This is a genomic window from Nocardia sp. NPDC051911 (genome assembly GCF_040681035.1).
GTDB lineage: Bacteria > Actinomycetota > Actinomycetes > Mycobacteriales > Mycobacteriaceae > Nocardia > Nocardia sichangensis.
Genome location: NZ_JBFAXY010000008.1, coordinates 138,399 through 163,608, shown reverse-complemented (window position 1 = coordinate 163,608; position 25,210 = coordinate 138,399). Strand labels below are relative to the sequence as shown.

Sequence of the window (25,210 nt, the reverse complement as noted above, 5' to 3'; positions counted from 1 at the left end):
CCGCTCAGTGCGGCGTCAGTTCCACCACGACGCCGCCCTGCTGCCAGGTCTGGTAGATATCGGCCTTGGAGGGTGAACCATCGGCGGTGAAGCCGATGCCGTTGTACTTGGCGTTCTGCTTGTTGTCCCGCGCGACGATCTCGTAGAGCCGCAGCACGTCGACCTCGGAGGTGTGGACCACCGGGTCGAAGGTGCGCGGCTCGCCGCCGAAGGAGGCCCGCACCGGATCGCCCGCCCGCAGGTTCTTCACCCACGGGCGCAGGGCGGTGCCGATCAGCAGAGTGTCGCCGTGCCGGGTGTAGGCCAGCGGCACGTCGTAGACCTTCCCCGACTTGCGCCCGACTACGTGCAGGATCATCAGCCGCTTGCCGACGACGCCGGACAGCCCGGGTACACGCAGCAGCGCGCGCACGACCCGATTCATCACGCCCTGATACGAAGGGATGCGCTCGGGACCGGATGTGGTCGGTGTGCCGTAGGGGTTTTCGGGCGACGCGTGCTCAGTCATGGCTTCCAGTATCGGAGCACACGCGGCGCTCGGCGGCGCGACGTCCGAGATCCGCCAGTGGGCGCCGGGCGGCCCGGGTGCGCGTCCTCGGTACCCTGCGTACATGACTTCCGGGCAGACCGAGATCTGGCACAACCCGCGGTGCAGCAAGAGCCGCAACGCCACCGCGTTCCTGAACGACGCCGGGGTCGACTACACCGTGCGCAAGTATCTGGATCAGCCGCCGACGGCCGCCGAGCTGCGTGAGGTGTTGCGGCGGCTGGACGCCGAACCCTGGGACATCACCCGCACCGGCGAACAGATCGCCAAGGACCTCGGCATGGCGAGCTGGGCGCGGACCGCCGCGGACCGTGACCGTTGGATCGAAGCGCTGGTCGAACATCCCGGGCTGATCCAGCGGCCGATCGTGCTCACCGCCGACGGCGGGGCGGTGGTGGCCCGAGACGACGACGCACTGCGCGATCTGCTCTGACACCCGTTCCCGCCGTGTGGGATTCGGCGGTAGGGTCGGCGGACATGAAAGTACAACTGCGCCACAGTCCCGCCGCCGCCGTCGCGCGGTGCTTTCTCGCCGGGGGCGAGCCGATGCGGGTCGAGAGCGGCGCCATGGTGGCTCATTCGGCGGGAGTCACGTTGCAGGCCAAGGCCGAGGGCGGCATCCTGGCCGGACTGAAGCGGTCGGTGCTGGCCGGGGAGTCGTTCTTCGTCTCGACGTTCACCGCGCCGCCGCAGGGCGGGTGGGTCGACGTGGCGCCCGCGCTTCCCGGCGACATGTTGAACTTGCAGATCACGCCGGATCGGCCTTTCTTCATCAGCCGCGGGGGATGGATCGCCAATTCGCACGGTGTGCAGGTGGAGAGCAAGTGGGGCGGGTTCGCCAATCTGTTCGGCGGCGAAGGCGGATTCGGTCTGCGCGCGCACGGCGAGGGTGAGATCGTGGTGGGCGTGTTCGGCGCGATCGATGTGATCGATCTGCAACCGGGCGAGCCGATCACGATCGACACCGGGCACGTGGTCGCCTACGACCTGGCGATGAATTTCAGCATCCGGCGAGCGGTCTCGGGTCGATCGATCCAGTCGTTGAAGTCCGGCGAGGGTTTCGTCTTCGATTTCACCGGCCCCGGCCGGGTGCTGTTGCAGACACGCAATCCCGGCGCGTTCGCCGCCTGGGCCGCCTCCGTCGCCTCGTCCAGCTGATCAGGGCCTCGTCCCGTCATCTGCCGCTGACCGGGCGCCGATCAGCAGATCCGTGATCAGCAGGCGGGTGTCCGGGACGAACGGCCAGTCCGGATCGGCCAGACGCGCCAGCAGTTCGGCGTCGGTCCACCACCATCCCGCGGCGATCTCGTCGGGTTGGTGGCGAACCGGCCCGTCGTAGCGCGACTCGTACGCGAACAGATGACACCGCATCGGCCGACCGGCCCATTCGCCGTCCCAGGAGACCGTCGCCAGCGGTTCGGGCGAGACGTCGGCGGGGTTCGGCGTGACGCCCAGTTCTTCGGCCAGTTCGCGCAGGGCCGTCTCGCGCGGCGCTTCGCCCGGCGCGACCACACCACCGGCCAGGCAGTCGTGCATGCTCGCGAAAACGAGCTTGGTGTCGGTGCGGCGGTGCACGTAGACGCGCTCGCCGTCACCGGAGCGCAGGAGCACCCCCGCGCTGGCGTGCCACAATCCGTCGCGGTAGACCGTGGCCCGCTCGGCGGCCCCCACCGGGTTGCCCGCCGCATCGTAGATGGCGATCGTTTCCGCGCTCGGATCTCCGGTGTGGGGCGGCTCGCGATGAGGCGGCGGAGCGGACATGGGTCGAGAGTAACGTGAACACCGCAGGCCACAGGGAGAGAGGATCGCCGCCCATGGTGCTTCCGCACGCACTGGCGAATTTCAACCGGCATGTCACCAATCCGACCGCGGGCCTGGTCGCGGGACGCGCGCCCGGGTTCGGCATCGTGCTGCACAAGGGCAGGAAGTCGGGCCGGTCCTACCGCACCCCGGTCATGGTCTTCGAGCAGGACGGCGCCTACCGGATCGCGCTGACGTATGGCCGGAATGTCGACTGGGTCAAGAACATCTGCGCGGCGGGTGGTTTCGCCCTGGAAACCCGCGGCCATGTGGTCGAGCTGACCGATCCGGTCGTGCGGCACGACCCCTCCGCGGTATGGGCGCCACTCGGCGTGCGGCAGATGCTGAAGACGATCTCGGCGGACTACTACGTCGAGTCCCGTCCGGCGGACTGATACGGAAGGCGAGCCGTCCCGGCCGCTATGCGTCCGGGACCGATTCGCTGGTGCGGCTGAGCACCGATGGAGACAGCCCGAACGTCCGGCGGCAGGTGCGGGTGAGATCCGCGCCATCGGAGAAACCGGCCGCGTGCGCGGCGGTCGTGAGGTCGTCTCCGGCCAGCGCGCGGGTCCGCGCTATGTGCAGCCGCAGCCAGAGGATATAGCGGCGCAACGGAATTCCCATCTGCTCGGTGAACAGGTGGGACAGTCGGGGCGCGGGAATACCCAACTGTCGTGCGACATCCGCGCCCCGCACCGACCCGGTGCGCACCAGTGCGGGCAGCAGTTGCAGGGCCGCCGTGATCACCGCGTGCCGCTCGCTCGCGCCGGACGCGCCGTCCTGCGGCAGCAGATCGTCGACGACGGCGGTGACCTGCGCGGTCAGGTCTCCACCACCGGCGGTGATGCCGAGGGCGTCGGCGCTGTCGACCCAGCCGTTGAGGTGCGCTCTGCGATCCGCCGCCGCACCGGCGGCCGTCTCGGGGTCGAGGTAGACGGCCGTGCCGTGCGCGGCGCCTACGTCGATCCGGTGCGGCGCGTCGGTCGGCACGATGACGTGGGTGCCCTGCTTGCGGACGCCGCTACCGTCCACCACCACGATCGGCGTGCTCGCGGCGACGATCTGCACCGCGTGATGCGCGTGTAACTCCGTCGGACCGACCGATCCGGCGAAAGCCAGCACCCCCGGCCGGAGCAGCGCGACACCCGCTCGCGCCGGTTCGTCCGCCGCGCCGCCAGGCGCCATCGAGAAGCCGTTGGTGACCAGAGCCTTCATCATGGGATGCTCCCGGCTGAGACACTCGCGCTGAATCCTGGGATGAGCGTATCGGTTTCGCGCAGGCGGTATTCCCGATTCCTCCGATTGCCGCCGTTCGCCGGGGCAGTGCGGTCCGAGCCGCCGCCCTGGCCCGCCGATCACCGCACGGCCGCGCCTACGACCGGATTCCGGCATCGATCATGAGTTCGCCACTCGATTGCTGGCAGCGAAAGACGCCGCTCAGCTCTCCGTCACCTCGACGCCGCGCCAGAACGCGACATAGTCCTTGATCTGCGCGGCCTTGGTCTTCGGCTCCGGGTAGAACCAGGCGGCGTCGGTGTTGCTGTCTCCGTCGACCACTACGGTGTAGTAGCTGGCGGTGCCCTTCCACGGGCAGTAGCTGTGCGTGTCGGAGGGCTGGAAGAACTCCGGTCGGATCGAGTCCGGCGGGAAGTAGTGATTGCCCTCGACGATGATGGTGTCATTGCTGGTCGCGAGGACGCGGCCGTGCCAAGTTGCCGTTGCCATCCTTCGATTCTGCCCCGATCCCACCGGTGGGCGGCGGCCGAGTATGTGCGGCCGGCCGCCTACATCACTCGGGACGCTCCGGCCGGTGGAGTTCGACCGCCAATGCCACCAGTTCGCTCAGGTGCTCGCCGTCGGATCCGGCCCGTCGCATCGCTTCGGCTACGGGAAAGGTGCGCACCTCGAGGATCTGCTCGGCGTCGTCGGGATTGGTCGGGGCGGATTCGAGCATCACGTCCGCGGTGCACCACAGCCACGCCTTGTGCGGATGGGGCTGCCACTCGCGATACGGTGCCGGACCGTTGCTCGTCGCATGGTGCGCGCCGAACCATCGGATCGGTCCGACCGGGCGTGCGCCCGCCTCCTCCCGCAGTTCGCGGCGCACGCAGGCGTCGATCGACTCGCCGCGTTCCCTGGTGCCGCCCGGAATCAGCCAGACGTCGCGATCGTCGCGACAGAGCACGATCTCGTCGCCGACGAAACAGACGACGTGGATATTGGTGACCAGTTCGTCGGACGGGAGTGTGGTGGAGAACCGGACATCCAGGTCGCCCCACGCCCAGTGAGCCGGTGTGTGCAGCAAGGGGTAGCGGTCGGCAAGCGTCACAGCACGACGGTAGCGGCTGCCGCGCGCCGGGGCCGCCTGCCTTCGCGGCATGTGCGGGTACGACAAGCCCTGCGCCACAACGGAGCCGGTCGGCATGGGCACGCCCCTATCCCCGGCCCTGGGATACGGGCGTCATGGCGTTTCAGCGTTCCAGCGCCAGCGTTCGGAAACTCACGTTCCAGAACCACTCCACCGGCCCGCGCTCGAAGCGTCGTAGCCACAGGTGCGCTCCGCAGGCGATGATCAGCGATACCAGCACGTAGACACCGACGGTGAACGGGACACGGTCATCGGGCGAGACGCGCGCCGCGAGTCCGAAACCCCAGCCGTAACAGAGGATCGATGCCACCAGGTTCTGCAGGATGTAGCAGCTGAGCGCGGTGCGGCCGATCTCGGTGAACCGACGCCCGGCGAACCCGGCGCCGGGACGCCGCAGGTACCACTCGGCGACCGCGGCCAGAATGCCCAGAGAGACGAACGGCGCGCTGCCGTACCGGGTGAACAGGATGAGGTCGCCACCGCCCAGTATGCCGACGCCCAGGTCGATCGGCGCGGCGACGCCGAAGCCGAGGATCATCAGCCGCTTGCGCAGTCGCGCGCCTTCCGGGCCGAACACGCCCGCCCGGAACAGCCGGGCGCCGGTCAGGAACAGCGCGACCGACATCGCGAAGACGAAGATCGTCTCCATCCGGAACAGCCCGGCGTTGCCGAGCCGGAACGCCGCGAGCTCCCAGAACGAGCCGTCCGCATACGGATTCGGGTCCAGCGCACGACGCGCCTGCGCGTCCTGGCTCGGCGCGAACGCCAGAGCGAGCCCGATGAGCGTCAACAGTGACACGTGCACGGCCGCCGCGCCCACCAGCCAGCGCCGCCGCGCCCGCGCACCGGTGGCGAGCACGAACGCGACCACGAGTCCGGTCACCGCGTACCCCATGAGGACGTCGAACTCGGCGACGAAAACGAAGTTGACCAGACCGTCCAGGAACAGCAAGCCCGCCCGCCAGGGGTACTTCCCCGGCCAGCGGCGCCCGGCCTCGGTCGCGGAGCGTTGCTGGATGGCCAGGCCGATGCCGAACATGACGGTGAGCAGCCCGAGGAACTTGCCCTGCGCCAGCTGCTGGAGCACGCGCTCGGTCCACGTCCATCCGCCGGCCTCGCCACCCATGTCGTGCAGATACCCGACCAGCCCCTCCGGGTTGGTGATGATCCAGATGTTGGTGGCGAGGGTGCCGAGAATCGCGATCCCGCGTAGCACGTCCAACGCGACGAGCCGGGCGGGCGCGGGTGGTGGGGGAGGCGACGGGCGATGCTGCTCGGCGGTCTCCAGGCGGCGGGCTGCGATCGATTCGGACATGTCCCGACTATCGCGCCGACCTGCGCCGCGAGGGGTCCTCCGGAAGTACCACCTGCGGTATGACATTGGACTCCGCCGGTCGCGGGGGGTCGGGCCGGGTGCGTGACTTAGGCTCGATGCCATGCAGCGCATCATCGGAATAGAGGTCGAATACGGCATCTCGACCCCGACCGAGCCGTCGGCCAACCCGATCCTCACCTCGACCCAGGCGGTCCTGGCCTACGCCGCGGCGGAGGGCGTGCCGCGCGCCAAGCGCACGCGCTGGGACTACGAGGTGGAGTCGCCGCTGCGCGACGCCCGCGGATTCGACCTGAGCCGGATGAACGGTCCCGCGCCGGTGATCGACGCCGACGAGGTGGGCGCCGCGAACATGATCCTCACCAACGGCGCCCGGCTCTACGTCGACCATGCCCACCCGGAATACTCCGCGCCCGAGGTCACCGACCCCCTGGACGCGGTGATCTGGGACAAGGCGGGCGAGCGGGTGATGGAGGCCGCCGCGCGGCACGCCTCGAGCGTGCCGGGGGCTCCGCGGCTGCAGCTGTACAAGAACAACGTCGACGGCAAGGGCGCCTCGTACGGCACCCACGAGAACTACCTGATGAGCCGGGACACCCCGTTCAACCAGATCATCGTCGGGCTCACGCCGTTCTTCGTGTCCCGCCAGGTGGTGTGCGGCTCCGGCCGGGTCGGCATCGGCCAGTCCGGCGACCACGCGGGCTTCCAGCTGTCCCAGCGTTCGGACTACATCGAGGTCGAGGTCGGCCTGGAGACCACGCTCAAACGGGGCATCATCAACACCCGCGACGAACCGCACGCCGATGCCGACAAATACCGCAGGCTGCACGTCATCATCGGTGACGCCAACCTGGCCGAGATGTCCACCTACCTCAAGGTCGGCACCACCGCCTTGGTCCTCGACCTGATCGAAGCGGGCGAGGACCTGTCGGATCTGCAGCTGGCCCGCCCGGTCACCGCGGTGCACACCATCAGTCACGACCCCACGCTGCGGGCGACGGTCGCGCTCGCCGACGGCCGCGAGCTGACCGGTCTCGCGTTGCAGCGCGTCTACCTGGACCGGGTGATCAAGTTCGTCGACCGCACCGGCAACGACGACAAGCGCGTCCGGGACATCATCGAGAACTGGGCGATGGTCCTGGACCTGCTCGAACGCGATCCGATGGAGTGCGCGAACCTGCTCGACTGGCCGGCCAAGCTGCGCCTGCTCGAGGGCATGCGCAGCCGCGAGGGCCTCGGCTGGGCGGCCCCCAAGTTGCACCTTATGGATCTGCAGTACTCCGACGTGCGCCTGGACAAGGGGCTCTACAACCGCCTGGTCGCCCGCGGCTCGATGAAGCGGCTGGTCACCGAGCAGCAGGTCCTCGACGCCATGACCAACCCGCCCACCGACACCCGCGCCTACTTCCGCGGCGAATGCCTGCGCCGCTTCGGCGCCGACATCGCGGCGGCCAGCTGGGACTCGGTGATCTTCGACCTGGGCGGCGACTCCCTGGTCCGCATCCCCACCCTGGAACCCCGCCGCGGCACCAAGGCCCACGTCGGCAAACTCCTCGACGGCGTGACCACCGCCGCGGACCTGGTGGAGCAGCTGACGACATAGTCCACCTGCGCGAGACCAACACCGCCACACAAAATAGGCACACTGTCGGTGCTGGTAGGTAGTGTTGAGGGACGAGCACGGACAATGCTCATGATCGGGACCGTGCTCACCATGGGTCCCGATCATGGTGAGGACAGAGGAGGTCGGCTGCCATGGCACAAGAGCAGACCAAGCGCGCCGGGGGTGGCGACGAGGACGAGGGCCCCGACGGTGTAGACGCCGCCGGTCAGGAGCGCCGCGAAAAGCTGGCGGAGGAAACCGACGACCTGCTCGACGAGATCGATGACGTGCTCGAGGAGAACGCCGAGGACTTCGTCCGCGCGTACGTGCAGAAAGGTGGCCAGTGACAGTCGGTGACCCCTCGCGTCTCCACCTGGGGTACGCCCTTTCTTCCTTCTCCGACTATCTCCGCATGCATGCTCCGGATCTTTTGCCCAGCAACAGGTTCGGACAGGGTGCCGCCGGAATCCCCGGCGGCACTTCCGCGAAGGAGATCGCTCCGCACGGCACCACCATCGTGGCGGTGAGTTATCGCGGCGGTGTGCTGATCGCCGGTGACCGCCGTGCCACCCAGGGGAACCTGCTGGCCAGCCGGGATATCGAGAAGGTCTACATCACCGACAGCTATTCCGCGGCGGGCATCGCAGGCACCGCGGGCATGGCGGTGGAGATGGTGCGGATCTTCGCGGTGGAACTGGAGCACTACGAGAAGCTCGAGGGCGTGCCGCTGACCTTCGACGGCAAGGCCAACAAGCTGTCGAAGATGGTGCGCGAGAATCTGCCCGCGGCCCTGCAGGGTCTGGCGGTGGTGCCGATGCTGGTCGGCTACGACCTGGACGCCACCGATGCCGACAAGGCGGGCCGCATTGTTTCGTTCGATGTGGTGGGTGGACGCAGCGAGGAGCGATTCGGGTACGCCGCGGTCGGTTCCGGCTCGATGTTCGCGAAGTCCTCGCTGAAGAAGTTGTACGCCAAGGGAATCGATCAGGATCGCGCGTTGCGCATCGCTGTCGAGTCGCTGTTCGACGCGGCCGACGACGACACCGCGACGGGTGGCCCGGATCTGGTGCGCGGCATCTTCCCGACGGCGATCGTGATCGATGAGGAGGGTGCGGTCGAGGTGACCGAGTCGCGGCTGGCGGAGATCACCCGCGGCATCGTCGCCGACCGCGAGGCCGCCGAAGAAGGGAGCGCCTGATCATGACGTTGCCGTACTACGCGTCGGCCGAGCAGATCATGCGCGACAAGACCGAGCTCGCGCGCAAGGGCATCGCTCGGGGGCGCAGCGTCGTGGTCTTGACGTATGACAAGGGTGTGCTGTTCGTCGCGGAGAACCCGTCCGCGACGCTGCACAAGGTGAGTGAGCTCTACGACCGCATCGGGTTCGCCGCGGTCGGCAAGTACAACGAGTTCGAGAATCTGCGCAGGGGCGGCATCCTGCAGGCCGACATTCGCGGGTATCAGTACGACCGCCGCGATGTCACCGGCCGGGCGCTGGCCAATGCCTACGCACAGACGCTCGGCACGATCTTCACCGATCAGCTCAAGCCGTACGAGGTGGAGATCTGTGTGGCGGAGGTGGGTTATCCGGAGCAGGCCGCGCAATCGGTGCTGTACCGGATCACCTTCGACGGGTCGATCGTGGACGAGCGCGAGTTCGTGGTGATGGGCGGCACCACGGAGCCGATCGTCACCGCGCTGAAGTCGTCGTACCAGCCGGGTCTGGACCTGGCCTCCGCGGTCGGCGTCGCGGTGCGCGCGTTGCAGGCGGGCGTTCCGGAAGGCGCGGAGAAGGAGAAGCGGGTGCTGGGCGTGAGCTCGCTCGAGGTCGCGACCTTGGAGCAGGCGCGTCCGCGCCGGGCGTTCCGGCGGGTGCCCAACGCCACGCTGGAGCGTCTGCTGAGTCCGGCGGAGGCGGTCGAGAAGCCCGCGGTGGAGGAGACCGGCTCCGAGCCGAAGGATGAGAAACCGTCGGCGAAGGAGACTCCGTCGGCGGAGTGATCCGCCGGGCCGACGACCTCGACGGCCCGCGAACGACGCTTGGTTCGCGGGCCGTATCGGCATGTCCGGGGCCGGGCCGAACTGTGCATCCTCCGGCGAAACCGGCGTTTCACCCGGGCAAATTCCGACAAAGCGGGCCAAATCGTTGTGAAGACGTATGCATACGGGTTGTTCGGTGCCCCACGCAAGACCTCGACTTGGCTGTAATGTCGATGGTGTGCAGCGACGAATTATGGGGATCGAGACCGAGTTCGGTGTGACATGCACCTTCCACGGTCACCGTCGACTGTCCCCCGACGAGGTGGCCCGGTATCTGTTCCGCCGGGTGGTGTCCTGGGGCCGTAGCTCGAACGTGTTCCTCCGCAACGGTGCCCGGCTCTACCTCGATGTCGGGTCGCATCCGGAGTACGCGACCGCGGAATGCGACAACCTGGCGCAATTGGTGACCCACGACCGTGCGGGCGAACGGGTCCTCGAAGAGTTGCTGATCGACGCCGAGCAGCGTCTGGCCGAAGAAGGCATCGGCGGCGACATCTACTTGTTCAAGAACAACACCGACTCGGCGGGCAACTCCTACGGCTGCCACGAGAACTTCCTGGTGGTGCGCGCGGGCGAGTTCTCCCGGATCTCCGACGTGCTGCTGCCGTTCCTGGTCACCCGTCAGCTGATCTGCGGCGCGGGCAAGGTGCTGCAGACGCCGAAGGCCGCCACCTTCTGCCTGTCGCAGCGCGCCGAGCACATCTGGGAGGGCGTCTCCTCGGCGACCACTCGCTCGCGGCCGATCATCAACACCCGCGACGAGCCGCACGCCGATGCGGAGAAGTACCGCCGCCTGCACGTGATCGTCGGCGACTCCAACATGTCCGAGACCACCACCATGCTCAAGGTCGGCACGGCCGCCTTGGTGCTGGAGATGATCGAGGCGGGTGTCTCGTTCCGCGACTTCGCGCTGGACAATCCGATCCGCGCGATCCGCGAGGTGAGCCACGACCTGACCGGTCGGCGCCCGGTGCGCCTGGCAGGCGGTCGGCAGGCCAGCGCCCTGGACATCCAGCGCGAGTACTACGCCCGCGCCGTGGAGCATCTGCGCAATCGGGACCGCGATCCCCAGATCGATCAGGTGGTCGACCTGTGGGGCCGCACCCTGGACGCGGTGGAGGCGCAGGACTTCGCGAAGGTCGACACCGAGATCGACTGGGTGATCAAGCGCAAGCTGTTCCAGCGCTACCAGGACCGGTACGGCATGGAGCTGTCCGATCCCAAGATCGCCCAGCTGGATCTGGCCTATCACGACATCAAGCGCGGACGCGGCGTCTTCGACCTGCTGCAGCGCAAGGGCCTGGCCAAGCGGGTCACCGAGGACGAGGCCGTGGACGCCGCGGTCGACACCCCGCCGCAGACCACCAGGGCCAAGCTGCGCGGTGACTTCATCACCGCGGCCCAGGAGGCGGGCCGCGACTTCACCGTCGACTGGGTGCACCTGAAGCTGAACGACCAGGCGCAGCGCACCGTGCTGTGCAAGGACCCGTTCCGTTCGGTCGACGAGCGCGTAGATCGTCTGATCGCATCGATGTAATTTGCCGTGTTGGTTTTCCAGCGCCTGCGGCGCTGGGTGTTCGCGGCCCCCTGGTGGCTCGCGAACGGAACAGGCTCGGTCTCGCTTCGCTCGAAACCTATGGTCGAGGTGCGCTGGGCGCTTCGGTGAATGAAGTTTCGATCTGAACACTGCTGTCCAGACGGCAGTTCGTTCGGTCGTGTGCTTGGATATCGGGCGCAAGCGGTTGACCGTGTGGCTCGCGTTCGAGCGACGGTCTATCGCCTCGTCGCGAAGACGAGTCTGGCGTGCGGGCATGATCGAGGCATGATCATCGCCTTCTCCGTCACACCGCTCGGGACCGGCGTCGACGTCGGGCGCGCCGTCGCCGAAGCGGTCCGCGTGGTGCGCGCCAGCGGACTGCCCAATCGCACCGATGCCATGTTCACCACCGTCGAGGGCGAATGGGACGAGGTGATGGCCGTCGTGAAACAGGCGACCGACGCCATCCTCGCCGTCGCTCCACGCTGCAGCTTGGTGTTGAAGGCCGACATCCGTCCCGGCGTGACGGATGCGATGACCGCCAAGGTGGAGAAGGTCGAGCGCTATTTGTCGGAAGACTGATGGTCCGCGCACGCGGCCGCCGCGTAGGCGACGAAGGAGCAAGCGGCGGTCGCGCGAACGCGAGCGATGAGAGGGCCGCGAACACGCCGCTACGAAGTAGCGGCCGAACCAACACAGCCCGGCTGCGCAGATTACCCTCTATCGGGTGGCGATATCCAAGGTCGAGCGGCTGATGAATCTGGTCATCGCGCTGCTGTCGACCCGGCAGTTCCTGACCGCCGAGCGGATCCGGGTGAGCGTGGCCGGATACGAGGACTCCGCCAGCGACGAGGCGTTCAGCCGGATGTTCGAGCGGGACAAGAACGAACTGCGTGATCTGGGGATTCCGCTGGAAGTCGGTCCGGTGAGCCGGTACTCGACGGTGGAGGGCTACCGGATCAACCGCGACGCCTACGAGCTACCCGACATCGATCTGAGCGATCAGGAGGCCGCCGCCGTCGCGGTGGCCGTGCAGATGTGGGAATCGCCGGAACTCGCCGCCGCCGCGGAGGGGGCGTTGCTCAAACTGCGCGCGGCGGGCATCCACGTGGAAACCGACGCCGCCGTGGCGTCCGTGCCCGCGGTTCCGGCCCGCGCTCGGGGCTCCGAACCCGTGCTCGGCAAACTCCTCGCCGCGATCGACGCGGGCCAGGCGGTGCGGTTCGAGCACCGCGGCGCGATCAACGCCCCCTATCTCATGCGCGACGTCGAACCGTGGGGCGTCGTCACCCATCACGGCCGCTGGTACCTGGTCGGGCACGACCGGGACCGGGACGCGGTGCGCAGTTTCCGGCTGTCCCGCATCGGCGACGATGTGACCGCGTATGGCCCGCGCAACGCCGTCCACAAGCCGGAGGGCGTCGACCTGCGCGCCATCGTCGACCAGGTCACCAGCACCGCGCCGGTCAGCGGCTCGGCGACGGTCTGGGTGGCCGAAGGGCGCGGGCGGGAGATCCGCAGGCTCGGCCAGGTGACCGGTGAGCGCGTCGTCGGCGGCCGTACGGGCGCCGTCGTCGAGCTTCCGGTGCGATCCCGCGATTGGCTGGCCCGGCTGATCACCGGCCTGGGCCCGGACGCCGTGGTACTCGCCCCCGAGTCGCTGCGTGCCGATGTCATCGCGCGGCTGCGTTCGGTGTTCGACCGCACGGAGGTCCGGGCATGAGCTCGCGGCTCTCGGTCCGGCTGTCCCGGCTGCTCAACATGATCCCGTACTTCATCGCCCACCCGGGCATCAGCGCGGCCGAGGCCGCCGCCGACCTGGGCGTGACCACCAAACAGTTGATGAGCGACCTCAATCAGCTGTGGATGTGTGGGCTTCCCGGGTACGGTCCGGGCGACCTGATCGACTTGTCGTTCTCCGAGGAGAGCATCGAAGTCACCTTCTCCGCAGGCATCGACCGTCCGTTGCGGTTGACCTCCACCGAGGCGACCGCGTTGCTGGTCGCGCTGCGCTCGATCGTCGACATGCCCGGCATGGTGGACCCGACGGCGGCCCACGCGGCCATCGCGAAGATCGAAGCGGCGATCGCGGGCGGCGCGGAACTCGCGGAGAACGGGCGGTCGCGAACCCCGCCGCCGGAGGCGCCCGCGGTGGCCGCCGTGCGGTCGGCGCTGGCGCTCGGCCGTGCGCTGCGGTTGGTGTACTACTCCGCCAGTCGCGACGTGGTGTCCGAACGCATCGTCGACCCGATCCGCATCGTCCTCGTGGACGACAACAGCTACCTGCAAGCGTGGTGCAGGCAGGCCGAGGGGGTGCGGCTGTTCCGCTTCGACCGGATCGAGGCCGCGACCGAGCTGGACGAACTCGCCCGGCCGCCCGTGCATGCCACCGACGCGACGGCGGGCCTGGACCTGTTCCAGGACGATCCCGCGGTCGCCTTGGCGCGCTTGCGGATTCACGCCGATTACGCTTGGGTGCTGGATCAGTACCCGATGCATCGGCTGGCGGTGCATCCCGACGGCAGCCTGGAGGCGACCATGCGGTTCGCCACGCTGGACTGGATGGCCCGCCTGCTGCTCGGTTTCGGGGCGGGTGTCACCGTCCTCGGCCCGCCGGAGCTGGTGGCGGCGGTGCGTGAGCGGTCGAACGCCGCGCTGGCCGCCTACGAGGAAGCCGGATACCTGGAGGCCAGATGAGGAAGGCAGAGGCCCTACCAGCATGAACAGTCGTGTGCTGGTGGTAGGCGCGGGCAGCATCGGCAACTTCGTCGGCGGCAAGCTCGGTGTAGCGGGCGCGGAGGTCACCCTGGTCGGCCGCAGGCGCGTGCTCGGCGAACTCGGCGCGTCCGGGCTCCGGCTCACCGACCTCGACGGCGGCGACGACGCGTTGCCGCCGGATCGATTCCACCGCGCCACCGAACCGGATGACGTCGGCTCGGCGGACCTGGTGCTGGTCACGGTGAAATCGGCGGCGACGGCGGAGGCGGTGCGCGACCTCGCGGGCAAGATCCGGCCGGGCACCGTCGTGCTCAGCCTGCAGAACGGCATCGGCAACGACTCGGTGATCCGGGAGATCCTGCCGCACTGCGTGGTCCTGGCCGGAATGGTGATGTTCAACGTCGTGCACCACCCCGGCGGGCGTTTCCATCGCGGCACCGAGGGCGGTCTCGCGGTACAGGACGATCCGGCTCTGGCACCGTTCCTGGACGTATTCGAGCGAGCGGGGCTCGGCCTGCGCCGGTATCCCGACCTGCGGCCGGTGCAGTGGGCGAAGCTGCTGCTGAACCTGAACAACCCGGTCAACGCGCTGTCGGGGCGCCCGCTGCGGGAAGAACTCGCCGACCGGGACTACCGCCGTTGCCTCGCGCTCACCCAGCGCGAAGCGCTCGAGGTGATGAACAAGGCGCGAATTCGCCCCGCCCGGCTGACCCCACTGCCGCCCCGGGTGATGGCCGCGCTGCTGACCGTTCCCGACGGCCTCTTCCGGCGGGTAGCCGGGCAGGTGCTGGCCATCGATCCGATGGCGCGTTCGTCCATGGCGGACGACCTGGAGCTGGGCCGTACCACCGAAATATCCTGGCTGTGCGGGGAAATCGTCGAACTGGGCGCGATGGTCGGGATGCCGACGCCGGTGAATCAGCGGCTGATCGAATTGATCGTCGCGGCCGAGCAGGGCGGCAGGCGCGCGTGGACCGGACGGGAGCTGCTCGGCCAACTGCGGGCCGCAGCGGCGGGCGCCCCGCCCGAACGCAGGGCGAACGAGCGGTGACGGCGGCGTTCGCGCACGTCACCCTCCGGTAGCATCGAAACATCACAGTCTTGGGAGGTAGATCATGGGCAGTCTGAGCATCTGGCACTGGCTGATCATTGCGGTGGTCTTCGTGATGTTCTTCGGCGCGAAGCGGATGCCCGACGCGGCCCGCAGTTTGGGCCGATCGTTGCGCATCTTCAAGAGCGAGGTCAGCCAGATGCAGAACGAGAGCAACGCGCCAACCAGCGGCGCGCAGGCTCAGCAGCCCGCACCGCAGTTGCCCGCCGCGCAGCAGCCGACGCAGCAGGCCACCGAGCCCCGCACCGAGCAGAAATCGGTCTGAGCGGAGCCGCTCGCGCCGGAGTGAGGAAGAACTCACTCCGGACTCAGTGCTGTTGCCGAGCCGTGCGAGGCACGTGAACCCAGGGGCGATCACCAACCATGCGAATCCCGTTCGATCCGCGGCGCAGTAAGCGCAGGACCAATCCCGACGGCACCATGTCGTTGGTCGAGCATCTGCAGGAGCTGCGTTACCGGTTGCTCGTGTCGATCGCCGCGGTGATCGCGACGACGGTGCTCGGGTTCCTGTGGTACGGGCACGGGTTCCTCGGGATCGAGAGCCTCGGTGAGATCCTGCGCGGGCCGTATTGCTCGCTGCCCTCGTCGGCCCGTGCGTCGTTGACCCCGGACGGCGAGTGCCGTCTGCTGGCGACCGCGCCGTTCGAGCAGTTCACGCTGCGGTTGAAGGTCGGCCTGACCGCAGGCGTGGTGCTGGCGGCGCCGATCTGGCTGTACCAGTTGTGGGCGTTCATCACCCCGGGGCTGTACGCGAAGGAGCGCAAGTACGCGGTCGGGTTCGTCTCCTCGGGCACGGTGTTGTTCGCCGCCGGCGCGGTGCTGGCCTACGTGGTGATCGCGCACGCGTTGAGCTTCTTGCTGACCATCGGCGACAACGTGCAGATCACGGCGTTGAGCGGGTCGCAATATTTCTCGTTCATCATCCAGTTGCTGATCATCTTCGGGGTCAGTTTCGAGACGCCGTTGCTGATCGTCGGGTTGAACCTGGTCGGCGTGCTGACCTACGAGCGCCTGAAGGCGTGGCGGCGGGGGATCACCTTCGGGTTGTTCGTCTTCGCGGCGATCGTGACTCCGCAGGATCCCTTCTCGATGCTGGCGCTGGCCTTGGCGTTGACGGTGTTGTTCGAGGTGGCGATCCAGTTCTCCCGGGTCAACGACCTGCGCCGGGCGCGCAAGGAGCGCGAGGGCTGGGGTGCGCTGTCGGACGAGGAGGCCTCCGAACTCGGCGCCCCGTCACCGATCGATCCGGCCGGGTCGATCGGTACGCCCGCGGAGAAATCCGCACGACCGGTGTCGGACTACTCCGATACGCTCTGACGAGTGACAGTTGACCGGTCGCAGACGGGCGAGTTGACCGCATTTTCCGCCGAGCTGAAGTTCCGGCTGGATCCGTTTCAGCGCGAAGCCTGTGCGGCGCTCGAAGAAGGCCACAGCGTACTCGTCTGTGCCCCCACCGGCGCGGGAAAGACGGTCGTCGGTGAGTTCGCCGTTCACCTGGCGCTGGCGGCGGGCGGGAAGTGCTTCTACACCACGCCCATCAAGGCGCTGTCGAACCAGAAGTTCGCCGACCTCACCGAGCGTCACGGCCGCGACCAGGTCGGACTGCTGACCGGCGACCAATCGATCAATCCCGACGCGCCGGTGGTCGTCATGACCACCGAGGTGCTGCGCAACATGCTCTACGCCTCCTCGGACGCGCTGCGCGGGCTTTCCTATGTCGTGATGGACGAGGTGCACTACCTCGCCGACCGGTTCCGCGGCGCGGTGTGGGAGGAGGTCATCCTGCACCTGTCCCCGGACGTGCGGCTGGTCAGCCTTTCGGCCACGGTGAGCAACGCCGAGGAGTTCGGCGCCTGGATGGAGACCGTGCGCGGCGACACCGCGGTGGTGGTCGACGAGACCAGGCCGGTTCCGCTGTGGCAGCACGTCATGGTGGGACGGCGGATGTTCGACCTGTTCGACACCAAATCCACCGAGCAGAAGGTGCTCGTCGACGAAGACCTGGTGCGGTTCATCCGCCACCGTGAGGCGGCCGACCGGATGAACAGCTGGGGCGCCCCGCGCAACGGCCGCGGTGGCCCGCGCCGGGATTTCCGCCCGCTGCCGCGGCCGGAGGTGCTCGCCAAGCTGGACGAAGAGGGCTTGCTGCCCGCGATCACGTTCATCTTCAGCCGGGCGGGATGCGACGGCGCGCTCGCCCAGTGCCTGCGCTCGCGGCTGGATCTGAGCCGTCCGGAGGAGCGCGACGAGGTCGACGCGATCATCGACAAGCACACCGGCGATCTGCCCAAGGCCGATCTGGAGGTGCTCGGCTACTGGGAGTGGCGTGAGGCGCTGCACCGCGGCCTCGCCGCGCATCACGCCGGGATGCTGCCCGCGTTCCGGCACACCGTCGAAGAGCTGTTCGTCAACGGGCTGGTGCGTGCCGTCTTCGCCACCGAGACGCTGGCGCTCGGCATCAACATGCCCGCCCGCACGGTGGTGCTGGAACGGCTGGTCAAGTTCAACGGCGAGTCGCACGCGGAGCTCACGCCCGGGGAGTACACCCAGCTGACCGGGCGTGCGGGGCGGCGCGGCATCGACGTCGAAGGTCACGCGGTGGTGTTGTGGCAGCCCGAGGTGGACACCAGCGCGGTCGCCGGTCTGGCCTCGACGCGCACCTATCCGCTGCGCAGCTCGTTCCGGCCGGGCTACAACATGTCGATCAACCTCATCGATCGGATGGGTGCCGACGAGTCGCGCGCCCTGCTGGAGCGATCGTTCGCCCAGTTCCAGGCGGATCGGTCGGTGGTCGGGCTGGTGCGCGGCATCGAGCGCAACGAGGGAGCGCTGCGCAAGTTGCGCGACCAGCTCGGCGGTGCCGAAGGCGGGTTCCTCGAGTACCTGTCGCTGCGTGAGCGGATCAAGCAGCGGGAGCGGCAGTTGGCCCAGCAGAGCCGTGCCGACCGGCGCGGCGCCGCCGTAGACGCGCTCGGCGCGCTGCGGCGCGGTGACGTGGTGGCGATTCCGTCCGGCCGCCGCGCCGGGCTCGCGGTGATCCTGGAGCCGGACGCGACGCCGGGCGATCCGCGGCCGCTGGTGCTCACCGAGGACAAGTGGGCCGGACGGGTTTCGGTCGCCGACTTCCCGGTGCCCGCCGAGGCGCTCGGGCACATGCGGCTGCCGCGCCGGGTGGATCACCGCACCGCGCGCATCCGCCGCGACCTGGCCTCCGCGCTGCGCAGCACGGGAATCTCGGTGCCGGGCAGGCCACGTCGCGGCAGGCAGTCCGCCGCGGCCGACGACCGGGAACTGGCCACCTTGCGCCGGAGCCTGCGTGCCCATCCGGCGCACTCCAGGCCCGATCGCGAGCAGCTGGCCCGGATCGGCGAGCGCTACAACCGGTTGCAGCGCGAAACGGAGGCGATGCGCCAGAAGGTTGCCGCGACCACCAATTCGCTGGCGCGCACGTTCGATCGGATCCTCGGTCTGCTGGAGGAACGTGGATTCGTGCACGAGAGCGAGGTGACCGCGGACGGACGCCGGTTGGCGCGCATCTACGCGGAAAGCGATCTGCTGGTAGCGGAATGCCTGAGGAAGGGGTTGTGGCGCGGTCTCGGCCCGGCCGAACTGGCCGGTGTGGTCTCGATCCTGGTGTACGAATCCCGCCAGGAGGGCGGCTATCTCGGCGCGACCGGACCGACGGCTCCGATCCGGCGCGCGGTAGGCGCGACCATCGGCGTCTGGTCCGAGCTGCGCTCCGACGAGGCGCGACACAAGCTGCCGCCGACCAGGGAACCCGATCTCGGTTTCGTCGACGGCATTTACAAATGGGCGCGCGGCGACGGGTTGGCCGAGTCGTTGCTCGCCAGCGGCGACCAAGGCGCGCCGCTGTCGGCCGGTGACTTCGTGCGTTGGTGCAGGCAGGTGATCGATCTGCTCGATCAGATCCACGGCACCGCCGACGATCTCGAGGTCGCCGCCACCGCGGCCAAGGCGGTGCGGGCGATCCGGCGCGGCGTCGTGGCGGTGGACGCCGCCTGAGCGGCGTGAGTGCCGGGTACGCGGCGGGCGGCAATATCAACACGGCGGATTCGATTGTGATTTGATTTCTTTCGCGTACCGACCGTGGCGGAGTAGTCGTGTCATGCGACGAGGCCCACGCGGGGGGCTACCGTGTGTACAACGATGCGAGTGGAGGCAAGCAAATGAGCGGCCCTTACGGACCGAACGACCCCGGGGAGGGACGCAACGATCCCACCCAGCAGTGGAGTGGACAGCAGGCGCCGGGCGGGGCCGGTCCCACACAGCAGTGGAGCGGTCAGCCGCAGACTCCGGCCTCGGCGCAGCCGACCCAGCACTGGGGTGAGCAGCAACCTCAGCAGCAATGGGGACAGCCCCAGCAGCAGTGGGGCCAGCAACCGCAGCAGCCGCAGCAACCGCAGTGGGGCCAGCAGCCCGCTCAGGGCCAGCAGCCGCAGTGGGGCCAACCACAGCAGCAGGACTGGGGTCAGCAGGGGCAGCAGCCGCAGTGGGGGCAGCCGCAGCAGCAGTGGGGCGCTCCCGGACAGCAGCCTCCGCAGCAGGGCGGCAAGAACAAAGGCCTGATCATCGGGCTGTCGGTGCTCGGTGTCGCCGTGGTCGGCGCGATCGTCGCGCTCGTGCTCGTGTTGACCGCCAAGGACCAGCTGGACCAGGCCGCCGTGCAGGACGGCGTGAAGAAGGTGTTGTCGGATTCCTACGGCATCCAGGACATCAGCGACGTCTCCTGCCCCTCCGGCCAGGAAGTCAAGGTCGACGCCACCTTCGAATGCAGCGTGAAGGTCAGCGGCGAGGCCAAGAAGGTGAGCATCAAGATCACCAAGGACGACGGCACCTACGAGGTCGGTCGCCCCAGCTGAGCTGTGTTCGTTTCTCCAGCGCCCGCGGCGCTGGGTGTTCGCGGCCCTCTGATGGCTCGTTTTTGCGCGAGCCGGGCCGCGGACGGCGGATGCTCGGTCTCGCTTCGCTCGGAACCTGTGGCAGAGGTGAGCTGGGAGTGTCAGGCCGCGCGCGGACCTCGGCGTTCGCTTTCGCCAGCGGAGGGAAGCCATACCGCCGATTGGTGGCGGACCTCAGAGTGGTTTCGGCGACGGTAGTGCAGACGGGGGTGAGCAGGAGTGGTCGCGTGCAACTGCCGCCGATGGCTTCGGTAGCGGACACCGATGCTGGTTGGGGCGGGTGTCAGAGCGGATGCCGCTCTCGTTCGGCAGCCACGAGCCGCGAGTCCGAACGTCGAGTGCTCGGTTGCGCATCGGATGGCTCTTCGCGACGGGTGCGACCAGCTTCCGGGTCAGGCGGTGCGGGTGGCGAGTGCCGTGATCAGGCGGGTGACCGGGCTTTCCGCGTTGTAGGCGGTGGCGAGGGCGTGTAGGCGGGCCGGGTCGGCCGGTTCGGTGCGGAGGACGTCGTCGCGGGACAGGGCTACCTCGGCGTCGCAGACCACCCGCACGACCGGTGCGGCGGCCTTCAAGTAGTCCTCGGCGGCGCGCAGCCGGGCACGCACGCCTTGCGACAGGTCGGCGCCGGGGTCCTCGACGGCCGCGACGAGGGCGTCCAGGGAGCCGAAACGGGAGATCAAGGCGGCGGCGGATTTCTCGCCGATGCCTGCCACTCCGGGCAATCCGTCCGAGGCGTCGCCGCGCAGCGTCGCCATGTCGGCATAGGCCGGGCCTGCGTTCCGCTGCGGCACAGCGTACTTCGCCGACACCTCGGCCGGGCCGAACAATTCCGCCTTGGCCAGCCCCCGTCCGGCGTAGAACACCCGTACCGGTGGCGCGGGCTCGTCCCGGACGAGCTGCAGCAAGTCACGATCGCCGCTGACCACGACCACCTCGTCGGTGCGCTCACGAGTCGCCAGGGTGCCCAGCACGTCGTCGGCTTCCAAGCCCTCCGCCCCTCCGGTCGCGATCCCTGCGGCGTCGAGCACCTCGAGGATCATCTCGACCTGCGGGGTGAGCCTGTCGGGAACGGTCTCGGCGCCGGGTGCGGCATCGGGCGACGTGTCCAGCCGGTGTGCCTTGTAGGACGGGACCAGCTCGACTCGATACGCCGGGCGCCAGTCCAGATCCAGGCACACCACCAGTCGGCTCGGGTCGAACCGGGTGATCAGCGACGCCACCATGTCGGTGAAACCACGCAGCGCGTTCACCGACCGGCCGTCGGGTGCGGTGATCTTGTCGGGGATGGCGTGGAAGGCGCGGAACCACAGACTGGCTCCGTCCAACAGCAGCAGGGGCCCACCGGAAGCAGAGGTCACGGGCTGAGGCTACTCGGTCGCACCGACACCACCCTGGCGAAGTTCGGCGTTCGCCGGGCCCGCCCGGCGGGTAACGTCGGACGAATGAGCTCGCATACGGATTCGAGGTTCGCGGCGGACGTCTACGGTGCACGGCTGGAGCGGGCGGTGGAGCTGATGCGGGCCGCCCACCTCGATGCCCTGCTGATCACTCCCGGCCCCGACCTGCGCTACCTGATCGGCTCGGCGGCCGAGTCGTTCGAGCGACTGACCTGCCTGGTGATCCCCGCCGACGGTGCGACGCCGTCGGTCGTGATCCCGAAATTGGAGCTGGCGTCGCTGGAGGGCTCCGCGGCGGGCGAACTGGGTCTGCAAGTGCTGGACTGGGTCGACGGAACCAACCCGTACGCGCTGGTGAAGTCAGCGCTGCACGTGGGTTCCCGGGTGGCCGTGGCCGATGTCATGCCCGCACTGCATCTGCTGCCGCTGGCCGAGTCGTTCACCGGCCTGCCGGTGTCCGCCACTCCCGTCCTGCGCGAACTGCGCATGATCAAGGACCCGGCCGAGGTGGACGCGCTGCGCCGGGCGGGTGCGGCGATCGACCGGGTGCACGCGCGGATGGGCGAGTTCTTGCAGGTGGGGCGTACCGAGGCGGAGGTCGGCCGCGATATCGAGGCCGCGATCGTGGCCGAGGGGCACACCGAGGCGGCGTTCGTCATCGTCGGCAGCGGTCCGCACGGGGCGGACCCGCATCACGGCGTGTCCGAGCGCCGGATCGAGGCAGGCGATGTGGTGGTCGTCGACATCGGCGGCCCGGTCGAACCCGGCTATTACTCCGATTCCACCCGGACCTATGTCCTGGGCGAGCCCGATCCGGAGATCGCCGCCCGCTTCGCCGAGTTGGAACGCGCGCAGGCCGCGGCGGTCGCGGCCGTCCGCCCGGGCGTCACCGCGGCCGCGGTCGACGACGCGGCGCGAAACCCCTTGACCGAAGCCGGTTTCGGGCCCGCATTCGTACACCGCACCGGGCACGGCATCGGCCTGTCGGTGCACGAGGAGCCCTACATCGTCGCGGGCAACGACCTCGTCCTGCAGCCCGGCATGGCATTCAGCGTGGAGCCCGGCATCTACTTCCGCGGCGAGTGGGGCGCGCGCATCGAGGACATCGTGATCGTCACCGACGAAGGCGGTGAATCCCTGAACAAGCGGCCGCACGGCCTGACGGTGCTGTGATCGACGGCTGACGGCGGCGCGACAGGCGTCCGGCGGAGGCGCTAAGCGCCCGCGCCGTTCCCGCTGGCCGCGCCGTCCCCGGCCCGTGCGACCAGCGTGCTGCTGGACAGGACGCGCCGGACCTGGATGGCGATCACCACGCGGGTCGGGTTCTCCCGAGGCACGCGATAACGACCCGCGTACCGCTCGACCGCCTCGGCCACCTCGTCGGGTGCCTCGAGCACGGTGGCCGGGCCCTCCAGCGTGAGCCACCGGATGCCGTCGACCTGGCTGACCGCCGCGTAGCCGGAGCGGCGCACGTTGCGTACCTTCACCGACCCGTCGTTGGTGATCACGCGCGCGATCCCGGCCTCTTGGTCCCAGGTGAATCCCACCGCCACCACATGGGGCGTTCCGTCCGCACGCAAGGTCGTCAGCGTGGCGAGGTGCCGTTCGGCGACGAACTCGAGGGCGGCGGGCGAGAGCTCAGCAGTACTCGTCGGCATCCTCCGACCATAGCCGTCGGCGCCCGCCCCCGCCGCACCAGCCCGAACCGCGCCGGTGCGCGATGACGAGCTCCGCCCGTGCCAATGACAGACTGAGGCGCATGGGAACGCGTGGTTTGTCCGACGGGACCGTGCTGCTGCTGGGCGGGCGGAGCGAGATCGGACTCGAGGTGGCGCGACGGCTGGCGCCGGGACGAGCGGTGGTTCTGGCGGCCCGGCGCAGCGGCGAATTGGACGAGCAGCGCGCGGAGATCACCGCGGCGGGCGCGAGTGAAGTGCACACCGTCGAATTCGACGCCGACGACATGGCGGGTCATCCGGCGTTGCTGGAAAAAATCGCCGCCGAGCACGGGCCGATCGGGATCGCGGTGCTCGCCTTCGGTGTGCTCGGCGATCAGCAGCGCGCCGAGCGGGATCCCGCCCACGCGGCGGCGATTCTGCATACCGACTTCGTCGCCCAGGCCGGCGTTCTCACCACGGTGGCGAATCTTTTGCGCGCGCGAGGGGCGGGACAGATCGTCGTGTTCAGCTCGGTCGCCGGTGTGCGGGTCCGGCGCGCGAACTACGTCTACGGTTCGGCCAAAGCGGGACTCGACGGATTCGCCTCCGGTCTCGCGGACGCCCTGCACGGCACTGGCGTGCGGTTGCTGCTGGTCCGTCCCGGGTTCGTGATCGGGCGGATGACCGAGGGGATGTCCCCGGCGCCGTTCTCCAGCACGCCGGATCAGGTTGCCGACGCGGTGGTCAAGGGTCTGCGCCGGGGCGCGAGCCGAGTCTGGGTGCCCGGAATCCTGCGGCCGGTGTTCTTCGCGATGCGACTGCTGCCACAACCGGTCTGGCGCCGGATGCCCCGATGAGCGCCGCGCCCGGGTCGTGGACAGGAAAACCGGTCACGGTCGTCGGCATCGGCGCCGACGGCTGGGACGGCCTCGGTCGCGCCGCGCGGGAGGCCGTCGGTGACGCCGAGGTCTTGTTCGGTTCCGTGCGCCAGCTCGCGCTCGTGCCGCCCACCGTGGCGGCGCACCGGGTGACGTGGCCGTCGCCTCTACTGCCCGCGCTGCCCGGCCTGCTCGAACGGCATGGCGGGGCGCGGTTGTGCGTCCTGGCCAGCGGCGATCCGATGTTCTACGGAATCGGCGTCACCTTGGCTCGATTGCTGGGCGCGCAGGCGCTGCGGGTGCTGCCGCAACCGTCTTCCGCCTCCCTGGCCTGCGCCCGCCTCGGCTGGCCGCTGGCCGAAACACCGGTGGTCAGCGTGGTCGGGCGTCCGTTGGCGACGGTGCTGCCCGAGCTGGCCGACGGCAGGCGGCTGCTGGTGCTCAGCGCCGACGAGCACACACCGCGGGATCTGGCGCGACTGCTCGGGGGCCACGGTTTCGGCGGTTCGGAGCTGACGGTACTCGAGCAACTGGGCGGTTCCGCCGAACGGCGCCGCGCCGGAATCGCGCAGCAGTGGGAACACCCGCCGGGCGACCCGCTGAACGTCGTGGCGATCACCTGCTCGGCCGACCCGGACCGGCCGCGCGCCACTCGCCTGCCCGGACTGCCGGACGAATTGTTCGGCGGCGACGGCCAGCTCACCAAGCACGAGGTCCGCGCGCTGACGCTGGCGGCCCTGGCGCCCGCGCCCGGGGAATTGCTGTGGGATGTGGGCGGCGGTTCGGGCAGCATCGCCATCGAATGGTGCCGGGCGCATGCGGGGAACCGGGCCGTCGCGTTCGAGCGGCTCGAGCGCAGGCGACGCCAGATCGCCGACAATGCCACGGTTCTGGGCGTGCCGCACATCCAGGTGCGCGGCGAAGTGCGTGGCGAACTCGCCGCCGATACCGGAATCGCCGCGCCCGACGCGATTTTCGTCGGTGGGGGCCTGACTCAGGATGGCGTGCTCGAGACATGCTGGGCGCAGTTGCGTCAGGGCGGCAGGCTCGTCGCGAACGCGGTCACAGCGGAATCGGAATCGTTGCTACTCAACTGGTCGAACGCCCAGGGCGGCATATTGCGGAAGTTCCAGATCTATCGTGGAGAACCACTGGGCTCCTTCACCACCTGGCGTCCGCAGCTTCCGGTCACACAATGGTCGGTGGTGAAGACCGCGCGATCCTTCCCCGCGGAGGCGTGAACACGTTACCGGTCACGCGGTAGGGTCGGGGCCGAGTTCCGATCATTGATCGGAAATCCG

At 69.0% G+C, this 25,210-nt stretch carries 27 protein-coding genes; 19 read left to right on the top strand and 8 right to left on the bottom strand.

Going from position 1 to position 25,210, the window contains the following annotated elements:
* Nucleotides 1-4: 4 nt before the first annotated feature.
* Nucleotides 5-508, bottom strand: a complete 504-nt coding sequence (locus tag AB0L97_RS12640) for a nitroreductase/quinone reductase family protein (RefSeq protein ID WP_364428323.1) — start codon at nt 506-508, stop codon at nt 5-7.
* Between the two features lie 103 nt (nt 509-611).
* On the opposite strand from AB0L97_RS12640, the gene AB0L97_RS12635 reads away from it, so the two are divergent.
* A complete protein-coding gene (locus tag AB0L97_RS12635; protein WP_364428320.1) occupies nt 612-980 on the top strand; it encodes an arsenate reductase family protein in 369 nt (122 codons plus the stop codon).
* 44 nt (nt 981-1,024) lie between these two features.
* A complete protein-coding gene (locus AB0L97_RS12630; RefSeq protein ID WP_195080044.1) occupies nt 1,025-1,705 on the top strand; it encodes a TIGR00266 family protein in 681 nt (226 codons plus the stop codon).
* Here the strand turns inward: AB0L97_RS12630 and AB0L97_RS12625 are convergent, their stop codons facing one another.
* Nucleotides 1,706-2,308, bottom strand: coding sequence for an NUDIX domain-containing protein (locus AB0L97_RS12625; protein WP_355077546.1), 603 nt, complete (start codon nt 2,306-2,308; stop codon nt 1,706-1,708).
* 53 nt (nt 2,309-2,361) lie between these two features.
* Between AB0L97_RS12625 and AB0L97_RS12620 the strand changes: the two genes are divergently transcribed.
* The gene (locus AB0L97_RS12620) at nt 2,362-2,742 is read left to right on the top strand and encodes a nitroreductase family deazaflavin-dependent oxidoreductase (protein ID WP_355077548.1); all 381 of its coding nucleotides are present in this window, start codon (nt 2,362-2,364) and stop codon (nt 2,740-2,742) included.
* A 25-nt stretch (nt 2,743-2,767) separates the two neighbouring features.
* Here the strand turns inward: AB0L97_RS12620 and AB0L97_RS12615 are convergent, their stop codons facing one another.
* The 4 genes from AB0L97_RS12615 to AB0L97_RS12600 all read right to left on the bottom strand — a co-directional run bounded on the left by AB0L97_RS12615 (nt 2,768) and on the right by AB0L97_RS12600 (nt 6,030).
* Nucleotides 2,768-3,565 carry a helix-turn-helix domain-containing protein gene (locus tag AB0L97_RS12615; protein ID WP_364428315.1) on the bottom strand — a complete coding sequence of 266 codons (798 nt, stop codon included), beginning with the start codon at nt 3,563-3,565 and terminating at the stop codon, nt 2,768-2,770.
* Nucleotides 3,566-3,784: 219 nt separating this feature from the next.
* Nucleotides 3,785-4,072 (bottom strand): DUF427 domain-containing protein, encoded by a 288-nt coding sequence (locus AB0L97_RS12610; protein ID WP_355077552.1) that lies wholly within the window; start codon nt 4,070-4,072, stop codon nt 3,785-3,787.
* A 64-nt stretch (nt 4,073-4,136) separates the two neighbouring features.
* A complete protein-coding gene (locus AB0L97_RS12605) occupies nt 4,137-4,676 on the bottom strand; it encodes an NUDIX domain-containing protein (protein WP_364428311.1) in 540 nt (179 codons plus the stop codon).
* A gap of 142 nt (nt 4,677-4,818) precedes the next feature.
* On the bottom strand, nt 4,819-6,030 hold the full coding sequence (locus AB0L97_RS12600) for a DUF418 domain-containing protein (protein WP_364428308.1): 1,212 nt from the start codon (nt 6,028-6,030) through the stop codon (nt 4,819-4,821).
* 121 nt (nt 6,031-6,151) lie between these two features.
* Between AB0L97_RS12600 and dop the strand changes: the two genes are divergently transcribed.
* The 13 genes from dop to AB0L97_RS12535 all read left to right on the top strand — a co-directional run bounded on the left by dop (nt 6,152) and on the right by AB0L97_RS12535 (nt 19,937).
* A complete protein-coding gene (gene dop, locus AB0L97_RS12595) occupies nt 6,152-7,651 on the top strand; it encodes a depupylase/deamidase Dop (protein WP_364428305.1) in 1,500 nt (499 codons plus the stop codon).
* 152 nt (nt 7,652-7,803) lie between these two features.
* Nucleotides 7,804-7,998 carry a ubiquitin-like protein Pup gene (locus tag AB0L97_RS12590; protein ID WP_014986166.1) on the top strand — a complete coding sequence of 65 codons (195 nt, stop codon included), beginning with the start codon at nt 7,804-7,806 and terminating at the stop codon, nt 7,996-7,998.
* Nucleotides 7,995-8,849, top strand: coding sequence for a proteasome subunit beta (prcB, locus tag AB0L97_RS12585; protein WP_355077558.1), 855 nt, complete (start codon nt 7,995-7,997; stop codon nt 8,847-8,849). The genes AB0L97_RS12590 and prcB overlap by 4 nt, the downstream gene beginning before the upstream one ends.
* 2 nt (nt 8,850-8,851) lie before the next feature.
* Entirely contained in the window at nt 8,852-9,652 is an 801-nt protein-coding gene (gene prcA, locus AB0L97_RS12580; RefSeq protein ID WP_364428300.1) for a proteasome subunit alpha, read from the top strand.
* Between the two features lie 217 nt (nt 9,653-9,869).
* On the top strand, nt 9,870-11,228 hold the full coding sequence (gene pafA / locus AB0L97_RS12575; protein ID WP_174186519.1) for a Pup--protein ligase: 1,359 nt from the start codon (nt 9,870-9,872) through the stop codon (nt 11,226-11,228).
* A 285-nt stretch (nt 11,229-11,513) separates the two neighbouring features.
* Nucleotides 11,514-11,810, top strand: coding sequence for an MTH1187 family thiamine-binding protein (locus tag AB0L97_RS12570; RefSeq protein WP_356962060.1), 297 nt, complete (start codon nt 11,514-11,516; stop codon nt 11,808-11,810).
* A 145-nt stretch (nt 11,811-11,955) separates the two neighbouring features.
* Nucleotides 11,956-12,951, top strand: a complete 996-nt coding sequence (locus tag AB0L97_RS12565; protein ID WP_355077562.1) for a YafY family protein — start codon at nt 11,956-11,958, stop codon at nt 12,949-12,951.
* Entirely contained in the window at nt 12,948-13,925 is a 978-nt protein-coding gene (locus AB0L97_RS12560) for a YafY family protein (protein ID WP_355077564.1), read from the top strand. The genes AB0L97_RS12565 and AB0L97_RS12560 overlap by 4 nt, the downstream gene beginning before the upstream one ends.
* A 22-nt stretch (nt 13,926-13,947) precedes the next feature.
* On the top strand, nt 13,948-14,997 hold the full coding sequence (locus tag AB0L97_RS12555) for a 2-dehydropantoate 2-reductase (protein ID WP_364428295.1): 1,050 nt from the start codon (nt 13,948-13,950) through the stop codon (nt 14,995-14,997).
* A gap of 64 nt (nt 14,998-15,061) precedes the next feature.
* The gene (tatA, locus tag AB0L97_RS12550) at nt 15,062-15,322 is read left to right on the top strand and encodes a Sec-independent protein translocase subunit TatA (protein ID WP_355077567.1); all 261 of its coding nucleotides are present in this window, start codon (nt 15,062-15,064) and stop codon (nt 15,320-15,322) included.
* Between the two features lie 98 nt (nt 15,323-15,420).
* Entirely contained in the window at nt 15,421-16,374 is a 954-nt protein-coding gene (gene tatC, locus AB0L97_RS12545; protein WP_355077569.1) for a twin-arginine translocase subunit TatC, read from the top strand.
* Nucleotides 16,375-16,377: 3 nt separating this feature from the next.
* Nucleotides 16,378-19,080 (top strand): RNA helicase, encoded by a 2,703-nt coding sequence (locus tag AB0L97_RS12540; protein ID WP_364428290.1) that lies wholly within the window; start codon nt 16,378-16,380, stop codon nt 19,078-19,080.
* Between the two features lie 164 nt (nt 19,081-19,244).
* A complete protein-coding gene (locus AB0L97_RS12535) occupies nt 19,245-19,937 on the top strand; it encodes a DUF4333 domain-containing protein (RefSeq protein ID WP_364428287.1) in 693 nt (230 codons plus the stop codon).
* 431 nt (nt 19,938-20,368) lie between these two features.
* Here AB0L97_RS12535 and AB0L97_RS12530 read toward each other — a convergent pair whose 3' ends face one another.
* Nucleotides 20,369-21,334: a 5'-3' exonuclease gene (locus AB0L97_RS12530; RefSeq protein ID WP_364428284.1), complete on the bottom strand. Its 966-nt coding sequence runs from the start codon at nt 21,332-21,334 to the stop codon at nt 20,369-20,371.
* 84 nt (nt 21,335-21,418) lie between these two features.
* Between AB0L97_RS12530 and AB0L97_RS12525 the strand changes: the two genes are divergently transcribed.
* Nucleotides 21,419-22,546 (top strand): Xaa-Pro peptidase family protein, encoded by a 1,128-nt coding sequence (locus AB0L97_RS12525; protein ID WP_356962069.1) that lies wholly within the window; start codon nt 21,419-21,421, stop codon nt 22,544-22,546.
* A 41-nt stretch (nt 22,547-22,587) separates the two neighbouring features.
* On the opposite strand, the gene AB0L97_RS12520 is transcribed toward AB0L97_RS12525, so the two are convergent.
* Complete coding sequence (locus AB0L97_RS12520) at nt 22,588-23,031, bottom strand: PPOX class F420-dependent oxidoreductase (protein ID WP_364428280.1); 444 nt, start codon at nt 23,029-23,031, stop codon at nt 22,588-22,590.
* 101 nt (nt 23,032-23,132) lie between these two features.
* On the opposite strand from AB0L97_RS12520, the gene AB0L97_RS12515 reads away from it, so the two are divergent.
* Both AB0L97_RS12515 and cbiE read left to right on the top strand, forming a co-directional pair.
* Complete coding sequence (locus AB0L97_RS12515; protein ID WP_364428277.1) at nt 23,133-23,888, top strand: SDR family NAD(P)-dependent oxidoreductase; 756 nt, start codon at nt 23,133-23,135, stop codon at nt 23,886-23,888.
* The gene (gene cbiE / locus AB0L97_RS12510) at nt 23,885-25,150 is read left to right on the top strand and encodes a precorrin-6y C5,15-methyltransferase (decarboxylating) subunit CbiE (protein ID WP_355077584.1); all 1,266 of its coding nucleotides are present in this window, start codon (nt 23,885-23,887) and stop codon (nt 25,148-25,150) included. Before AB0L97_RS12515 ends, cbiE begins: the two co-directional genes overlap by 4 nt.
* The last annotated feature ends 60 nt before the right edge of the window (nt 25,151-25,210 follow it).